Origin of the sequence: Sporosarcina sp. FSL K6-1540, from assembly GCF_038620285.1 — a bacterium.
Taxonomy (GTDB): domain Bacteria; phylum Bacillota; class Bacilli; order Bacillales_A; family Planococcaceae; genus Sporosarcina; species Sporosarcina psychrophila.
On the sequence record NZ_CP152018.1, the window covers coordinates 736,711 to 755,229 of the forward strand.

Sequence of the window (18,519 nt, forward strand, 5' to 3'; positions counted from 1 at the left end):
TTTTTATAATGTTTGTTTCACATTTAAAAAAGGAGTCTGTTGCGGCGGTTGCCCTGGAGGAGCATGTGTCCATTGAATCATGGCATGGTCATCTGATGGTATCCATTGCCTACCATTTGAAATAAGTAATAAAAATACATCAACTACTACCCCAAAACCCAAATCATTGTGTCCACTTATTTGTAATGGAGAAGTTGCTATTGAGGACATGGACGATGTTATGGTAGCTACCGAAAGATCTTTCCATTTTTGTCGGGGTTCGGTTGGCAGAGTAGACTTTTGATCCACCTCTTTTTGGAAGTTAACAGAGTCACCACCCGTATAATTTGTTAGTTGAGACGCTACTATTTTCATAGAAACGAGATTTGAAGTATCTTTTGAAATAGGAAGAGCACTAACTATTTCCGCTTCATCAGGAAGTCTATTCGGTCTATCACTAAGGCCTGTCTGTTCTTCCATTAGGTCCTCCTGTTTAATCAAATCAGTTGTTTCTTCCACTAGAATTATACGTGTTGCGTTTATTTGTCTTTGGTAGGATTTATCGCTCTCCATACTCATTGTCCCGCTATCATTTTGTGGTTCTTTACTTACCGTCTCGTTAGTCTCTACAACTGCATCTATTGGAGTACTGTCCGGATTTTTTTCTGTTTCATCCGCAACTGGTTTTACCTGAATTGGTTGAACTGCAGAAACCGTCTCCTTAACCGTATCTCCAACTTCCTTTACAACCGGGGTAACAACAGGGACAGTCGGCAATTCAGCTACAACAGAATCCACTGTCAGATTGACCGTTTTCAGCACTTCAGTCGTTGTTTGCTTCCCTAATTCTTTTACTCCTCCAACAACTGGAGCGACCACAGGCATTTCCGGTAATTCATTTACGATAGAATCTACAGTATTCGTTACTTCAGTTGACGTAGTTCTAATCGTTTCAGTTACTGCTTCAGTCGTTTTTTCCACAACAGGTAAAGTGTTGTCAACCGTGTTTTCTAGTAAACTTTTTGTATTATTTAGTAGTGAAGATTCAGTCTCACTTTTCGCTGGCTCAGACAAACTCTTAACAGTCTGTTCTGTAAAAACAACTGTGTCTTTAACCGTTTCTCTAGCGCCATGCACCGACTCCTCTACTATCATTTCAATTGACTCTGTTGTGCTTTTTAACTCTGCACCGACATTCTTCAAAGTACCAGCCAATAAGCCGTCAGACTTTTCTACCGGCATTTTTTCACCATGAACAAAAGTTGGTGATAATAGAAAGAATGTTATACAAGTCACACAAACAATAAATATTCTCTTCACTCAATTCACCACCTTTCCAAAAACGATATAGAGTTTTTTAATAATTCATTTATATACAGATACCCTTCGTTAAATCTACCAAACTACTTAAATGACAATAATAAATTCAGATTAATTTCGTAATAAGTGAAACCTTTCTGGAATATACTCGTAAATGGTAGTATACTTACAACTTAGTAGGTTTTTTACCAATAATTTGATGGGGGTTTTATTTCAATGAAGAAGATTATTACATGGGCATTGGCGTTCGTTTTCGCACTATCGTTCGCATTGCCACACGGATCAGCGGCTGCACAATCATCCGCAATGAAGTTAGTAGTAGATGGCGTCGAGGTTACTAGCTACGAGCAACCCTTTATGTCACACGATCAAGTTTTAATTCCGGTGGAAGATTTGTTTAAGGAAGCTGGCTATAAAGTTGCTAAGGACAAATCAGGTAAAGTTAACGTAACAAACACGTACTTGACTGTTGATTTCAATGCAGCTGCAAGTTCGATTGAAGTAGACGGCAAGAAAGCGGACACTGAATTCCCTCTTACTTTGCAAAACGCAGGAAACTATGTTTCTGGTGAGTTTTTAGCAACTTTAGAAGGTTTTGAAGTTGAAGTTTCTGAAGATCAAAAAACGGTTACCGTTACGACAAACCGTGTACAAGACGTCGCTGCATTCTTAGCAAAATCAGCTGCAGCTGATTTGAAAAGTGTTTCTTCAGCATTAACAATGGACATGAAAATGGAGTCATCTCTTGAAGAAAATGAAGCAATCAGCATGCTTATGGATATCAAGATGGACCAAATCAACGAGCCACTATCATTCTATACAATTACTAAAGCATCAACAGACTTTGCCGGAGAAGCAATTGAAGATATTTCTTCTATGTACCTCACAAAAGATGGTTATTTCCAACAAATCGGTGATGTATGGGTCAAGCATGATGATGAACTAACAAAAGGTTTACTTGATCTTTCAACACAAACGGATTTACTTGCACAATTAGAAGAGCTACAAAAGAAATTCACTAAAGGCGTTAACATCTTTGAATACGATGATGTATATGTAATGACACAAACTATTTCTAACGAAGAATTCGCTTCTATGATGGAAGAAGTAACTTCTTTACTTCTAGGATCAGGCTTAACTGAACCAGTAGTATCAGAGGATGTAAAAGCTACTCCTGTAACTGAAGAAGCTAAAACTGAAGAAACGAAAGTTATCGAAGAAGTAACTGTAGAAGCTACTGAAGAAGCAGTTGTCGTTGAAGAAGAGGCTACTGAGGGAGAAATTACTGAAGAAGTAATTGGTCTTGAGGGTCTAGATTTCAACATCGAGGAATTCTATGTTGTTTCTACAATCGATAAAAAGACATTGTTCCCACTTGATACATCTGCAGTTGCAAATATTACAATGACGGTGGATGAGGATACAATCTCTATCAAATTACTTCTTGAAGGAACGTTCAGCAACTTTAACGCAGTTAAAGAAATCAAAGTTCCTGCTGATGTTATCAAAAAAGCAATCAGCATGGAAGAGTATATGAAACAGTTAGAGTTGGAGTTTGAAAAAGCTGAGGCTTTGAAGAAGTAAGTAGGTAGATTTGAAAAAGCGGAACGAGCTCGTAATGAGCTTGTTCCGCTTTTTTATATTTCCTAATAATAACTGACTTACTTTGTTACATTTACTTCAACGCCAGCTTTTTGGGCAATTCCTTTAATGTCTTTAATACTAGTTGTTGTTGAAGTTTTCGTTACGACTTTTATAGCTTTTGTTAAATCAAGTGTAGTTGCTGTTTCACCACTGCCTTGTGCAATCGTTATTTTCACTTTCGTAGGGAATCCAGAAACTGCTTCTGCTTTCAATTCACCCTTATTAAGAGGTAAAGCAGTTGTACCGACTGTAATCGCAAAGTCGTTATCAACTTCGAAGATATTATCTTCAGCATTAGCAAGCTTAATATTCTCACTGTATGTTAATTCTATAGTTTTGTTGTCAAGAACTTTTGCACTTACAAGTACAGGAGCTACATTATCATCTACAGCCAATGTGCCTGTGTACGTGTTTAATGATTTTCCAGTTGTAGATTGAATATTAGCTACTGTAAAGATTGCCGCTTGATCATCTTTTTCAACTGATTCTACTGGTAGAGTAATTGTAGCTACTTTTTGTGCATCATCTAATGTAATTGTTGTACCAGATGGTAGTGGTTTACCCGCCATTGCATAATTAGCCAAGTCTGTCGCAGAGTTTGCAACTGCTCCACCTTTTACAGCTTCAGGGAACTTGACTGTAATGACATTATCTTTAGCTTCAGCGGAAGTTAATGAAAATGTTGTTTCTGTTTCTGTTTGACCAAAGTCAATTGTGTAATTAAATGCTTCTGATTTATTTACAGTTTCTGCTTGGTCAGATACTAAGTCTTTCGCAAACGAGAATGCAAATTTACCAGATACTTTGGCTGGAGTTTTAGCAGTATAAACTACTTTTGTATCTCCTGCTTTAACTGTTGTAGTGAATCCACCAAGGAAGTTCGATACAGCTACACCATTTTCGCTAACGATTGTTGGTAATGCAGGTGTTCCTGCAGCTAATCCTTCGCTGAAGTCAACTTCAACTGAAGTAACTTTACCAGCGTCGTTTTTGATTACTTTATAGCCAGTTGCTACTGGTTTCACAGTGTCTTTTGTAAGTGTTACATTCTGTGTAGTAGCTGCAATTTTATTACCTAATTTATCTTTGTTTGCATCTGTCAATACGACAGTCAACGTTCTGCTCGCTTTATTCGCAAAAACGTTTTCAGCTGTTACTGGAATCAAGAACTGTGTATCGTTTGAACCTTCTACAGCAGTTACTGTACTTGTTGCAATAGTATTTAATGCTTCATCTTTAACAGATCCACTTACTATAGCATCCTGAACAGATTTAACATCCATTGATTTGTTAAAAGTAACTAGGATTTGTTTTTCACCTTTTGCTGAAAGTGTAGCCGCTGGAGCAGCTGCATCAACGCTTACAGTAAAGTTAGCTGAAGTTGAAACTGTTTTAATACCAGCCAAGTCTTCAATGTTAACTAGTTCGATTGTGTGTGTTTTTCCAGCTTCAAGTGCAAGCCCAGAAACTGAAATAGTAGTTGAATCTGTAAATACTGGAGTTACATAAGTTCCGTTCACTTTAACAAGTCCAGTAGCTTTAATTGGCTCTGAAGTTTTCAAAGTAAGGTTAGTTGCAACGTTACCGCTTGTTTTCGCTTCAATGCTTGCAATTGTCGGAGCTACTTCATCTTTATAAGTAATTGTGGAAACATATTTATCTGTTTTAACTTTTGCATCTGCTTTTGTTTTAATCGGTTCAACAACAACTGTTGCTTTTGTAGCGTTAACTGGTTTCTCAGCAGTTAATGAAAGAGTTTTTCCATCTTGTGACAAAGACTGAGAAGTGAATTTCACGCCTTGTATAGATACTTTGTTAGCAATATCACTTGCATCTACAGCTGTGCTGAATTTAACTTCAACTTGTGTAGCGTTCAATGCATTAACTTCAGTAACAAAGCGATCGTCTGCTGCGAAGTCAAATGTTACAGCGATAGTTTTCTCTGCTTTTGCTTCACCTTTAGTAAGTGTCACAGCATATTCACCAGCAGTTTTACCTGCTACTACTGTTGCTACTACGTCTTTTTCAGTTACAAGTGAAGTAACATATGTTTGAACTGCTGCTAGTTTGTTAGCATCAGTTGCATAGTTTCCACGAGCAACAGTAACTGCGCCAGCTTTAACTTGTTCAGCTGCTGCGTCCACTGCAACTTTATCCACATCTACTACAGGTGCTTTAACTTCAGAGAAGTCTGTTTTAATAGTTTTGTGTAAGAACGTAGCAAACTGTCCACGAGTTGTTGTGGCTTTAGGGTTGAAAGCAGGTGCAGCTGGGTTCGTGATATCGAAGAAATCAAGAACATCGATAGCTGTACGAGCTTCAGCTTTTGCTTTTGCTAGATCAGTAACGTCTTTTTTGAAGTCTTGATCTTTAACATATTTTACGAGTTCTATGTCTTCAACTGTATCAAAAGCACGAACGATAACAACAGCCATGTTTTCACGAGTGATGTTGTCGCCTGCTAATAGATTACCGTTACTCCCGTTAAATACGCCATTTTCTTTTACGACTGCAGCATATTGTAATAGCTCATCATTTGATGTTGGTTTCAAGTCTTTGAAACGCATGTTAGTTTTATAGTCTGTCGGTACTTTATAACCTTCAGATACAAGCCATTTACCCATCAATTTCACAACATCAGAACGAGTCAACGTTTTGTTTGGCAAGAATGAACCGTCTGGATAGCCAGTGATGACACCCGCATCAGATAGTGCGTCGATTGCTGGTTCGTGTGTGTTACCTTTTGTATCTTTGAAATCTTTCGCACTTGCTACCGGTGCTACTGCCGATGCTACTAGAGCAGCTGTTGCAGCTCCTACTATAAATTTCTTGTACTTCGATGATTGTTTACTAGTCATAAAAAATTCCTCCTCTTAAATACTATAGAATTGCATTGTAAAAATACCAATTCTTAGTGGTACTGCTTATGTACCTTTTTGTTGCACCCTTATCGTAGCATGTAGTTTGAAGTCTATCATGGTCCAATTTATGGGTATAGTTGTTTGCTAGATTAGAAGGCACAAACAGATTAAGCAGTACTGGAACAACGTAAATAGGATGAATTAAACAGCAACCGACATCGCCTAGGACGAGGAGCGCTTCATTCACCTATAGTATTCTATACCCGTTAACCGGACGCTTAAAACAGTCTACCATACTTCTATCTCCCAACCCGTCGAGTGCCATTGTTAAAAATATGGCTCTATAATAGAAGGAACTCATTACAATTCGTAAAAATCATACAAATGCACCACAGAAAAAAACACCATTTGAACTATCAAAATGGTGTCTTTCCTATTTCCCGACTACTTATATCTCAAATTGTACCCCGATGCCTTGATCATTCGCTTTTCGATAGACGCCTTGCGCAACGGCCAAATCGAAATATGCCGCACCTACCGATTTGAAGAAAGTAATCTCTTCATCATTCGTGCGGGCATCTAGCTTTCCGATAACGACATCCATTAGCTCCCCGTGAATTTTTTCGAATCCCCAGTTTGGCTCAGTAGCAGCATGAATCAATTCCCCTGCCTCTTCCGTTACACCTTCCAGATCATCAACGACAATTTTACTGGCACGTTGAATGAATTCGAAATCTACTTCCCTCATATGTGGTAAATAGGATCCAACCCCATTAACATGCGTCCCTGGCTTAACATCGGTTCCGTTGAAAACTGGTGTAGTAGACCGAGTGCTGCAACAAATGATATCTGCACGACGAACCGCGTCAGCTACATCCCTTACAATAGTAATTTGAACTTCTTCATTAACTCCAAATGCTTGAAGTCTTTCGCCAAACTTCACCGCTTTTTCTTCTGTCGGATTAACAAGGAGAATCTCTTTGATATCGCGAACTGCTAGAACACCAAGAACTTGTTCAAATGCCATTCCACCCGTGCCTATAACTGTTAGCACAGTTGAATTCAACTTTGACAATTTCGCTGTCGCCAACCCGCTAAGTGCACCCGTGCGCAATCTCGTCAAATACGATGCATTCATTAATGCAAGATGCTCCCCGTTTTGTGCATCCGTAACGAGTACGACTCCTTGAGTTGTCGGCTTTCCAACTGCTGGATTATTCGGGAAAATTGTAACCGTTTTCACAGTAACTACTTCTTCTACTAGATCAGCACTTGGCATGTACAATGAAGATGCGTTATGGTCTGGGAATTCAACGACTGTCCGTGGCGGATTCTTTATCTTCCCTTCGACCTTAGAACGTAAAACCTTTTCGATGTCTACTAATGCTTCTTTCATTCCATAAATAGATTGAATCTCATTTTCATTCAATAAAAGCATGTTTATACCACCTTTTTTAATTTATGCGTCTAACTCTTGACCTTTACGATCTTTTACAGCCCAAACCGCTAACAATGAAACGACTGCAGTAAAGATAATATACAGTGCGACTGGCACATATGAGTTGTTGAACTTTAGTAAAAGTGCCGTTGCAACAAGTGGTGCTGTTCCTCCTGCTAATGCCGCACCAATCTGATAACCGAGTGAGATACCCGTATAACGGACTTCTGCAGAGAAAATTTCTGATAACATTGTGCCAAGAACTGCGGTAATCGGTGCCCAAATGACGCCCAGTCCAATTACTGTTGCAATAACTAGGAGTGTTACCGAACCTTGTTTCACTAACCAGAAGTATGGGAATGCATACAATGCCATGGCGATTGTTCCGAATACATACAACGGTTTTCTACCAACACGGTCAGACAAAGCGCCCATAATCGGTATTAAGATCGTTGTAACAATTGTTCCGACCATAACCGCACCTAATGTTGCTGTCCGAGTGAACCCAAGATTTGTCGTTGCATAAGATACAACAAATGTACTGAAAATATAAAATGGTGCAGTTTCAACAACTTTTGCGCCAATTGCGATGAGTACTTCGCGCCAGTGATATTTTAACGTATGGAATAGCGGTACTTTCGGAATTTCCCCTTTTTCCTGTACTGCCTTAAACGACGGTGTTTCGTCAATTCCTTTACGAATCCATAACCCAAACACGACAAGCAACGCACTTAAGATGAATGGAACTCGCCATCCCCATGTCATAAATGAATCTTCAGGAAGAAGTGTCATAATCGAAAGTGCAATTGTTCCAAGTAGCATCCCAATCGTAATTCCCATTTGTGGTACACTTCCATAAAGTCCACGTTTTTCTTTTGGTGCATATTCGACAGCGAGCAGTAATGCTCCACCCCATTCTCCGCCGATTCCTAACCCTTGAATCAAGCGCAGTGTAATCAGTAGAATCGGCGCCCAAATACCGATTGCTTGGTATGTTGGCAATAGCCCCATTCCGAATGTTGCAACACCCATCAGCGAAAGTGTTAGGACAAGTGTTTTCTTTCTTCCTATCCGGTCACCAATATGACTAAAAATAATTCCCCCGAACGGACGGATGAAGAATGCGAGTGCAAACGATGCATACGCTAGTATTAGGCCGACTGACGGGTCTTCGGTAACAAAAAATACTTGATTAAAAACAAGTGCCGCTACCGTTCCGTATAAAAAGTAATCGAACCATTCAATAGAGCTCCCTATAAGACTCGCAAGCAAGACGCGATTCATCTTTCTTTTATCCATACCAAACTCCCCTTTGTTTGTTAACTAAATTGAAGTGACACTTCAATTTAGATTAATTCTATCATATTGATAATAAAATTTTCTGTCAACATTTTTTTAAAGGAGTGATTAAATGCAAGATAGTAACTTGGGTATTAAAATAAAGGAAATTCGAACAAAAAGACGTATGACATTGAAAGTCCTAGCTGAAATGACCGGGTTCTCCATTAGCTTTTTATCTCAACTGGAACGCGGGAAATCGTCAGCAACACTGGAGTCCCTTAAAAAGATTTCCATTGCTCTCGAAGTGAATCCAAGTTACTTTTTCATCGACCCAAATGAGGAAAAAGAAGTAGTTCATCGGAATTCAACCGTTCCAATACGGACGAAAGAACATAATATTTATTACAAAGATTTGAGCGGTGAGATGAATCAACCAGCATTTACACCACTCCTTGTTGTCATGAAACCTAATCAAAATGAAGGTGATCCCATCACCCACGAAGGGCAGGAGTTTTTATATGTTCTCGAGGGACAATTGACTGTACAAATCGGAGAAAAACTACATACACTCGATGCCTTCGACTCCATAATGGTCGATTCCCGAGACCTACATTATTGGTATAATTATACTGATAACGATGTGCGTTTTTTATGTATTTCGTATGATGAAAAATAACACAAATAACCTCTAACCAGCAATTGGTCGGAGGTTATTTATCTTTTCTCATGTCATTTCCAACATGAAAATGTATTGCACTAACTTTCATGCTCGTGTTGGGATTGAGTAGGTGACTGTCTTCAAGTCTTACCCCAATCAGTTTTAAATGTTGCCAACTGAATTTCTGCATCAATAATTCTACGTTCTTTATCATTGAGCCAATGCATTGCTTCTTTCGTAAACTCTTTCGATTGTTCGAGTGAAGCTTTCATCGTTTCCGCGGAAGGCCCACCGTAGATCGTTCGTATAGCTACGAAATGTTGCGGACGTAATGTTTTATAGAAATCCTCTTCAGTGATTAGTAAATCTTTATTCAAAACAAGCTGTGCCTGGTCATTCGCCAGTTTCCATGTAAGGCTCATTAACGATTCCTCGCCTGCCACTACCAATGCTTTCACACAATTACTGACGATTAGATGGGATTGTCTGAAGGTAATCTGCTCCGAACGAACCAATGTATCAGCCAGTTCTGTCACGTTCGCAAAACTGCTTTCCGCCCGTTCAAGTAACTTTTTCTTATTTACTTTCATTGTTAGGACGACACTGCCGAACAATTGGTAGATTCCAATCAGCCGATCAATCGCTTTCCACAAAAAAGGCTGCATATCGTCTTCCGTATCCACAATATCCCCAAACGGTGTGTTGTGCACCATCGTCAACACTGTATTCGTATCACCCACAACTGCTGACAATAAAGAACGCATATGTTCAATCGACACCGGGTTTCGTTTTTGAGGCATGATCGAACTTATTTGGACATATGGATCAGCCAAAGTGAAAACATTAAACTCCTGCGTCGCCCATGTTAGAAAGTCTTGAACAGTACGCCCCAAATTTAACGCGGACAACTGGACTGCACTCGCCGATTCCGTAATGTAATCCGCGCCAGCCACCGCATCCCATGAATTCTCGATAATATCGTCAAACGCCAGCAAATCTCGCATTCGTTCACGGCTGATTGCAAAACCCGTTGTTGTTAGTGCAGCCGCTCCCATACTGCTTCGATTTACAGTTCCAAACGCCGACTGAACGCGCTTGAAATCTCTGCCGAGTTGATCAATTACTGCCTTTAAATAATGGGCGAGCGTTGTCGGTTGCGCTTGTTGCGTATGGGTATAACCAATCATCACCGTATCGACATGCTCTTCACAAAATGCAATCAGTGCATCTTTTAACGCTAGCATCTCACTCATCAACTCAAGCAGTTTTTTGCGTAATGTCATTCTGTAAATAGCGATTCCCATATCATTCCGGCTTCGCGCAATATGCAAATTCCCCGCAATCTCCCCTGCATCCTCAATCAAATCATGCTCAATGCGGAAAAAGAGATCTTCAAACAGCGGATTGTAATGGTCCGTACTGTAATAAGCCACATCGAGTGTCTGGATTGCTTTTCCAATCGTCACTGCATCTTCCTGACTGACAATACCTTGCTCTTCCAACATTTTTAAATGTGCAGTATGAATCTGAATCATCGAATGTAAAAAGTACTTCTTCGCTTCATCATAAGCAGGTTGCAAAACCATTTTCCGATACGTTTTAGACGGAAACTCTTCTCCTTCGACTTCATTGATGCGATCTTTGAAGCTCCTAATCATTAGGTAATCCACCCTTTCATTCGGAATTAAGTAATTAAATCGCCGAACCAGCAGTTCCTTTAGATAACTTTTCAGAAATCGTCAACACAATGAGGATTAAAATGATTTGCAACACACCATAAGCGCAGGCTGTTCCAAATTTAAAGGCATACATCTTTTGGAAAATAGCTACCGATAATGGCATCGTTGACGTACTATAAATGAGGATCGACGCTACAAACTCCCCGATACTTTGAACAAATGCAAGAAGTGTTCCTGCTAAAATTCCCGTCAATGTCAATGGTAAAACAATTTTTCGGAACGTCATCCACCAACCAGCGCCAAGACTCCTCGAAGCCTCTTCTATCGATTGGTCCATCTGCATTAACGACGCTGATGTCGAGCGGAAAACGAGTGGCAAGTGGCGAATGAAATAAGCGAGTGGCAATATCCAAAACGTCCCTATCAACACTTGATTGAAAGCAAAAATGTTTTCTTCACTGAATGCTGCAATCAAATTCACTGCTACGACAGTACCCGGAAGCGCCCACGGAACCATGATTAAAATATCAAGCAATGTCTTCCCTTTGAAATTAAGCCTTACCATCGCATACGCCGCTGCAACACCGAACACGATATTACCAAGCGTTGCAACAAAGCCCATTTGCAACGAGTTCCAAATTGGTCGCCATGTCCTTTCATCCGTGAATAATGCTTTATAATGGTCAAACGTATATTCAGGTGGCAACACTTGAGTCGTCCACGTGCCATCCACAGATAACGATATGAGAATGAGCGTCAAAATCGGCAATAACAAGATGAGAACGCCAACAAAAGATAGAATGACGGAAACCACTTTCATCGCCTTCGACTTCACTTCCGAACGATGGACACTAATTCCTTTGCTTAAGTTTTGGTAATTACGCCTATTTTGGTACCATCTCATGATGATTAAAAATGAAATTGATACAAATGATAATATTGTCGATTGTGTTGCGGCCATATCCAAGTTGCCATTCGTTCTCGATAAATAGATTTGCATCGTCATCGTCCGCTCCACTCCAAAAATGAGCGGTGCTGTGTATGACGCCATCGAAATCATGAACACGAGAAGCGCCGCGGCCACAATGGAAGGCGTCAGCATTGGTAAAATAATTTTTCGCCATATTCGAATTCTGCTCGCACCTAGGTTTGTCGCCGCTTCTTCGAGTGACGGATCGAGCCCCTTAATCGCCGCCGACGCGGTCAAATAGAAGTACGTATACATCGTAAACGTATGGACCACAATAACGCCCCATACCCCTTTTAGCTTGAAAGGCACTTGCTCTAAGTTGAATAAATGCTGGAGACCACGTGGAATAATCCCACTTTCCCCATATAAAAATGTAAACGACAGCACACCAACTAACGGCGGCAACGCCATTGGCACTAAAACAAGAACGGACAATACACGCCGCCCCGGAAAGTCATACCGCTCCAGTAAAAAAGCCATCAACACGCCGACAATCGCACACGTAATAACACTAATTACTGAAATGTACACACTCGTCCAGAGTGCTTCCAGATTGGATGTACTCTCCAAACTGAAAAACTTTTTATAATTGTTCAGCCCTGTCTCACTGCCAAAGCTTTGGATGAACGTTTGGTAAAATGGAAAAATAACATATCCAAATAAAATGAGGAACAATGGTGATATAAGGACATAGATAAATGAAGGAGACCGCGTAATACGTGCCCACAAACTATCTTGCGAAGAGTAGATTGTCTGTTTTTTCATAAGTCTAGCCCCCTATTCCCCAAGAAAGTAAAGGCTTCGAGACGGGATACTTAACTGGATGGAATCCCCGATTTGCAACAGTTTTCCGCCTGTATTAATAATCATTACTTTGAGCGTAATACCAGGAATCTTCACGATATAATTGACACTTAGACCGGTAAATTCAACAAATGTAATTTCTCCAGTCAGTGTGTTTTCCCCATCTCCTTGAAGAATTGATTCTGGACGGATTGACACATGGATTGTTTCCCCTTTATTCATCGGAGCAAGTGGAGAACTGTTTTCAAGAAGTCCCGTCAGCGTGACACCTTGTTCATTTTTCACAACGACTTTTTCACTGTCGATCGACATGATAGTCATTTCTAGCGTATTCGATTCACCAATGAACGATGAAACGAATCGATTCACTGGACGATTGTAAATTTCCTGTGGCGTGCCAATCTGTTGTACATAGCCGTTTTCCATCACCATAATGCGATCAGACATCGCCATCGCTTCCGTCTGATCATGTGTAACATAGACCGTCGTCACACCAAGTTCCGCTTGCAGCCTTTTTATTTCAATACGCGTTTCTTCGCGCAACTTGGCATCCAAGTTCGATAACGGTTCATCCAACAGTAAAATATCCGGTTTAATGACGAGCGCCCGAGCTAATGCGACACGTTGCTGCTGACCGCCAGAAAGCTCATTGATTTTTCGCCCACCGTATTGTTCAAGCCGCACAAGGCCCCTCACTTCATCCACCTTTGCTTTTATATCCTCTTTCGAAAACTTCCTCACTTCTAAGCCAAACGCAATATTTTCATTTACCGTCATATGCGGGAAAAGTGCATAGTTTTGGAACACCATGCCGATGTCTCGCTTATTTGGCTGCAACCTTGTTACATCACGTTCATCAAAAAAAATCTTCCCATCCGTTGGGTAATAAAATCCCGCAATCATACGAAGCGTCGTCGTCTTTCCACATCCGCTCGGACCAAGAAATGTGAAAAATTCACCAGGTTGAATGTCGATATTCAACTCTTTCACACCGTGAACTTTTCCGAACGTTTTCGTTATATCTTGTAATCGAACACCCTTCATCCCGTCACCCCTTTCGCTCAAATCTATATAGGTTGAAATAAAAAAGTTCATTGAATCCGCTACGGCGCTTGGGTATGCCTCCCGCCCTAAGCCAGATGAGATATCCTTTAACCTATATGAAATATCCTCTTAGCATTAACTGTATAATTTCTGCAAAGAACGCAGAAATTATACAAACCGAACTCTTCGTTGTTGGGTTGGCTACCCCTTAGAAGGCGCCTTCGCTCAGTTTATATAGATGTTCATTTGTTCAACAATATAGTCACTATGTAATGGAAAGACCTCGAGAGTGATAACCCGAGGTCTTACTGAAAAGCACAGCCCGCCTGCCTAGATGCGACAGGAGCCTAGTCATTATTCCATGTAGAAAAAGTGTACTTATCTTTCAACTATAATTACTTCCCTTTACCCTTGATATTCGAATCCCAATGCTCCATCCATTCCGCTTCTTTGTCAGCCATCACTTCCCAATCGATATCAAGCGCCTTCAGGTCAAGGTCTTGATACCAATCCGGCATATCTTCTTTTGCAATATCCGAGCGTGTCGGAATCTGATAAAGTTCTTCTGCAAGTTCCGCACGTACTTCTGGATCAAAGAGGAATTCGTAGAATAATTTCGCATTCGCTTCATTTTTCGCATCGTTGACAATACCGACCGCATCTACCAGAATCGGCGCACCACTTTTCGGATAAATATAGTCAAACGGTTGGTTGTTCAATTTACTTTGCAGCAAGATATCTTGCAAATTCCACAACGACACCGTTCCTTCTTGACGCACCAGCTTCAAATAGAGATTCGTCGGGTCTTGCGCATAATCTTTCGTGTTTGCATCTAAGCCTTTAAGCCATTCATAGCCTTTTTCAGGATCATCCGCACCTTGACGATAAATCATTGATGAGTAAATTGTACGCATCGTACCAGACGCTAGAACGCCGCGGATAACAATTTTATCTTTCCATTCCGGCTTCAACAAATCATCCCAATCTTGCGGACCCGTTTCCGGTGTTAATACATCGCTATTGATCATAATGACTTCCGGCAATAGCATTTCTCCGTACCATCTGCCTTCAGCATCTTTATAGTCGGCCGCAATCGCCTCGTCAAATGACGGCTTGAACGGCATAAGCAGATCTTCATCCGCCGCCACCATCATTGCGGATTGTGTACCGCCCCACCAGAAGTCCGCTTGAGGATTCGCTTTCTCACCGCGGACACGCTCCAGTATTTGTTGTGCCCCCATCGTCAAATTATCAACTTGAATGTCAGGGTATTTTTCATTGAACATTCCAACGACCTTCTCAACAACACTTTCATCACGCCCTGTGTAAATAACGAGCTTGCCTGAAGCGCCTTCTTCTTTCACTACGTCATCGTCCTTTTTGGTGTCGCCTTCCCCTTTATCATTACCACACGCTGCGGCAACAAGGAGAAACAGGACAAGCAACATACTAAAGATTCCTTTTTTCTTCAATAAAATGACCCCCCTTTTAGTTATATAAACGATTGCAAGGTACCGAGGAATTAACTACCACTCTGTTACTATATGGTTCCCCAACTAGAGATGTTTCATTTAGTGTAAAATGGAAATTCATTCAAGTCAAATTTATCGGTATTTTCTAAATACAATTTATAACCGTAACTATTTTCATTAAACAAAAAAGAACCCCTTCAAGCACTTTAATGCTTGAAAAGGTCGCTTCATTATTTCATGTTCATCCAAATGGATAGGCGTGTACGGTATTCCCCATTCGTCCCGTAGTCGTCACTGCCTGCGACAATGAATTTAAAATCGCTTCCTCTGTAACATCTGATGCTCCTGAGAAAAGGTCATTCATAATCGGATGATCGTCTCTTAGCTCTAGCCTTGTTTCAACAGTATCCGTAGTGAAATGCGGGATTTTATGAGCCGTCGAAAAAGCGATGATAATGTCACCACTGCCATTACTAAAATGACTACCAGTTCTCCCTAGTCCTATACCACATCTTTTCGCCAGCCGCTTTAACTGCCTGCTGCCCAGCGGTGCATCTGTAGCCAAGACAATCATGATGGATCCATCAGCTGGTTTAGGATAGGTAGGCACATCCTGATGGTCACTCAGATGATATCTGTCAATTTGAAAGTCTTCTTTCCGTCCGAAGTTACTAAGGACTAAACAACCAATTGTATAGGTCTCTCCACTTGTGCCATCTTTGATAGTTCGTGAGGAAGAGCCGATTCCGCCTTTATACCCAAAACAAATCATGCCTTTTCCAGCTCCAACCGCCCCTTCTAGGGAAGCCTCAGTGGAAGCTTGTTTAATAGAAGCAATCGCGTGACTTGGTTGAATCGGTAGCTCGCGAATCGAGTTTAGCCTGCTGTCATTACATTCCCCGACAACCAAATTTATAGTTCCAGTTGTATCTCCAATCTCAGGGTTTTGTTCTAACATATACTGCAAGGCCCCTTGTGTAACCGCTGGAACACCAAACGTATTGGTTAGCATAATCGGTGACTCAATCAGCCCTAATTCATCCACTTGGACGAGTCCTGTTGTCTTTCCGAAACCATTCAATACGTAACTCGCGCCCACTACTTTATTCATGAACAAATTGTCCCCATGCGGTAATATAGCAGTCACGCCAGTAGCGGCGTATTCAGCTCCCTGCAATGGATTATCCAGTGTGACATGCCCAACTTTCACACCCTTTACATCCGTAATACAATTCTTTTGTCCGACCGGAAGACGACCAATCGTAATACCTCTATCTCTAATTTTCTTTGGCTGTTGTAGCTTCAATTTTAATCACTCCAGGTAATAGTGGTTTTTAGATGAATGACTAGTTCAAGATACTGAACTCGCAATCATGATTGAACTTCTAATCAATTGATAACACTCCAACACATCATCAGTGACAAATGAAATCGTAAGGGGTCCTGTCCTTTTCACGAAGGGTACTATCTCAACTGCATCAGCCAGACCGGTATGCAAAAACTCCATTTTCACTGTATAAGGTGCTTCCATAGTAAATGGTTTAATCTCGTCGCGGTGGAGCAACGCTTTTTTCGTGCCTTCTTTTATGAGTTCCCTTGCCCTAACCGGATGGACGTTCAGAGCCGTAGTTCGATTAATCGTTTGTTTTACGATTGCCTGATGAATATCTGGAATGCACTCCTCGGCTTCGATTGCTACTAAATTACAGCCTGATACAAACACAACTGGCACATCAAAATGACCGGCAACCAGGGCATTTAGACCAAATTCCCCAAGCTCTACTCCATTTACTTCAATAGTCCTGACTACCCGACCATTAAATGTATGATTTAATATACCATCTGTACCCATTCGAGTGTGATACCCGACAAAAAGAACCGCGTCGAAATCCGCACTAATCCCTTCCATCATCGCCAGTTTTTTCGGTCCCCCTAGAATAAGTTCTGCTTTCGTATGTAATTTCTCATGATAGATATTACGCATTGTTCCGTGGGAGTCATTGACAACAACTTTTTCTGCTCCCGCCTCCAACGCGCCAAGTACGCAAGCATTAACCTCTTCAGTCATCAACATCCGTGCATAGTCATGCTCTCTACCATCCCGGGCTGTATGTTCGCCATGAACGACCCCTGAGACACCTTCTATATCAGCTGAAATATAAACGCGCATAGTTGCTCCTTTCACAAAGTGATTTTTCATTCTATATATTGAATTAAAGAACTCCATCGAATCCGCTAGGGCGCTAGGGGATGCCTCCCGCCCTAAGCCAAGCAGCTTCGCCGCCAGTCTTAGGGCTTCGGCTACCCCTTGTTAGGCGCCTTCACTCTGTTAAAACACATAGTCCTAGTTACTGACAACATACGATTTGTGGTAGCAACTGGGACTGGCCCAATGTACTATCTAAAAAAACTCCTTGTAATTAGGTTTGTCGGATTATAACTCTCCCAACGCCCCATCTTAAAAGGAGACACTCACAATCAATACTACTTAAGTATGTTGGACAGACTTAACCAGTTCCATAAGCTTTGCATTCAACTTCAAAGTCATTTCCCCAGCAGACCCGTCCTTAATATTCTTCCCGTCTACATTAACAATCGGCATGACTTCATTAGTTGTACTTGTAATGAAAACCTCATCCGCCTGCATCAATTCTTCAGTCGTGAATTGTTTTTCAACAAATGGAACACCAAGACCATTTGCAAGTTCTTTTACCGCCATCCGTGTAATTCCAGCTAAAATATGTTTTGAAAGCGGTGTTGTATAGATTGTCTTGTCGCTTACTATATACACATTAGAACTCGTTCCTTCTGTCACGAAACCATCTTTCACAAGAATTGCTTCATAACAACCAGCGTCTTGGGCGGTTTGTTTAGCCAGTATATTCGGCAGAAGATTTAATGATTTAATATAACAGTTTGCCCATCGTTCATCTTCATGGAATATCGCCTTCATTCCTTTTTCTCTGACGGTATCACTTGTTGGTTTCATTGGCCTAATTGTCATTGAAACCGAGACAGGCACGTCTGGGAATAAGTGCTTTCTCGTTGCAACGCCTCTTGTAATTTGAATATAAACATCACAATCTGCCAAGCCTGATTTCTCAACCGCTTCGTGGATAAGCTGTCGAATCTCTTCTATAGATTGATCACCTTGCAGCCTAATTGCTTGTGCACTTTTAAATAGCCGCTCAATATGTTCTTCTAACATGAAGAATTTACCGTCGTAAACTCGAATCACCTCATAAACACCATCGCCAAATTGATGACCTCGTTCGTCGATAGGAATAACAAGTTGCTCAACTGAAATAAATTCACCATTAAAATAACCAATTGTCATATAATAATCCTCCTCAATATAGGCATCGCTAT

13 protein-coding genes are annotated in these 18,519 nt (G+C 40.9%); 2 read left to right on the forward strand and 11 right to left on the reverse strand.

The annotated features are described in order from the left end of the window. Positions 1-3: 3 nt before the first annotated feature. The gene (locus MKY15_RS03310) at positions 4-1,299 is read right to left on the reverse strand and encodes a hypothetical protein (RefSeq protein ID WP_342538961.1); all 1,296 of its coding nucleotides are present in this window, start codon (positions 1,297-1,299) and stop codon (positions 4-6) included. Positions 1,300-1,515: 216 nt separating this feature from the next. Here MKY15_RS03310 and MKY15_RS03315 point away from each other — a divergent pair, with 216 nt between their 5' ends. Next, the gene (locus tag MKY15_RS03315) at positions 1,516-2,883 is read left to right on the forward strand and encodes a DUF6612 family protein (protein WP_342538962.1); all 1,368 of its coding nucleotides are present in this window, start codon (positions 1,516-1,518) and stop codon (positions 2,881-2,883) included. 77 nt (positions 2,884-2,960) lie between these two features. On the opposite strand, the gene MKY15_RS03320 is transcribed toward MKY15_RS03315, so the two are convergent. The 3 genes from MKY15_RS03320 to MKY15_RS03330 form a co-directional block, all read right to left on the reverse strand. Continuing rightward, positions 2,961-5,801: an S-layer homology domain-containing protein gene (locus tag MKY15_RS03320; protein ID WP_342538963.1), complete on the reverse strand. Its 2,841-nt coding sequence runs from the start codon at positions 5,799-5,801 to the stop codon at positions 2,961-2,963. A gap of 451 nt (positions 5,802-6,252) precedes the next feature. Next, positions 6,253-7,242, reverse strand: a complete 990-nt coding sequence (locus tag MKY15_RS03325) for an ornithine cyclodeaminase family protein (RefSeq protein WP_342538964.1) — start codon at positions 7,240-7,242, stop codon at positions 6,253-6,255. Positions 7,243-7,263: 21 nt separating this feature from the next. Continuing rightward, positions 7,264-8,541 carry an MFS transporter gene (locus MKY15_RS03330; RefSeq protein ID WP_187045698.1) on the reverse strand — a complete coding sequence of 426 codons (1,278 nt, stop codon included), beginning with the start codon at positions 8,539-8,541 and terminating at the stop codon, positions 7,264-7,266. A gap of 112 nt (positions 8,542-8,653) precedes the next feature. Between MKY15_RS03330 and MKY15_RS03335 the strand changes: the two genes are divergently transcribed. Then, positions 8,654-9,199 (forward strand): XRE family transcriptional regulator, encoded by a 546-nt coding sequence (locus MKY15_RS03335; RefSeq protein ID WP_342538965.1) that lies wholly within the window; start codon positions 8,654-8,656, stop codon positions 9,197-9,199. Between the two features lie 122 nt (positions 9,200-9,321). Here MKY15_RS03335 and argH read toward each other — a convergent pair whose 3' ends face one another. The 7 genes from argH to dat all read right to left on the reverse strand — a co-directional run bounded on the left by argH (position 9,322) and on the right by dat (position 18,487). Beyond that, a complete protein-coding gene (argH, locus tag MKY15_RS03340; protein ID WP_187045700.1) occupies positions 9,322-10,839 on the reverse strand; it encodes an argininosuccinate lyase in 1,518 nt (505 codons plus the stop codon). 34 nt (positions 10,840-10,873) lie between these two features. After that, the gene (locus MKY15_RS03345; protein WP_342538966.1) at positions 10,874-12,595 is read right to left on the reverse strand and encodes an iron ABC transporter permease; all 1,722 of its coding nucleotides are present in this window, start codon (positions 12,593-12,595) and stop codon (positions 10,874-10,876) included. Between the two features lie 12 nt (positions 12,596-12,607). Beyond that, positions 12,608-13,678, reverse strand: coding sequence for an ABC transporter ATP-binding protein (locus MKY15_RS03350; RefSeq protein WP_187045702.1), 1,071 nt, complete (start codon positions 13,676-13,678; stop codon positions 12,608-12,610). 395 nt (positions 13,679-14,073) lie between these two features. Continuing rightward, positions 14,074-15,126, reverse strand: a complete 1,053-nt coding sequence (locus MKY15_RS03355; protein ID WP_156476180.1) for an extracellular solute-binding protein — start codon at positions 15,124-15,126, stop codon at positions 14,074-14,076. Between the two features lie 265 nt (positions 15,127-15,391). Continuing rightward, positions 15,392-16,456, reverse strand: a complete 1,065-nt coding sequence (locus MKY15_RS03360) for a P1 family peptidase (RefSeq protein WP_342538967.1) — start codon at positions 16,454-16,456, stop codon at positions 15,392-15,394. A gap of 45 nt (positions 16,457-16,501) precedes the next feature. Continuing rightward, the gene (locus tag MKY15_RS03365) at positions 16,502-17,320 is read right to left on the reverse strand and encodes a M55 family metallopeptidase (protein WP_187045704.1); all 819 of its coding nucleotides are present in this window, start codon (positions 17,318-17,320) and stop codon (positions 16,502-16,504) included. Between the two features lie 318 nt (positions 17,321-17,638). Beyond that, positions 17,639-18,487: a D-amino-acid transaminase gene (dat, locus tag MKY15_RS03370; RefSeq protein ID WP_338655356.1), complete on the reverse strand. Its 849-nt coding sequence runs from the start codon at positions 18,485-18,487 to the stop codon at positions 17,639-17,641. Positions 18,488-18,519: the final 32 nt, after the last annotated feature.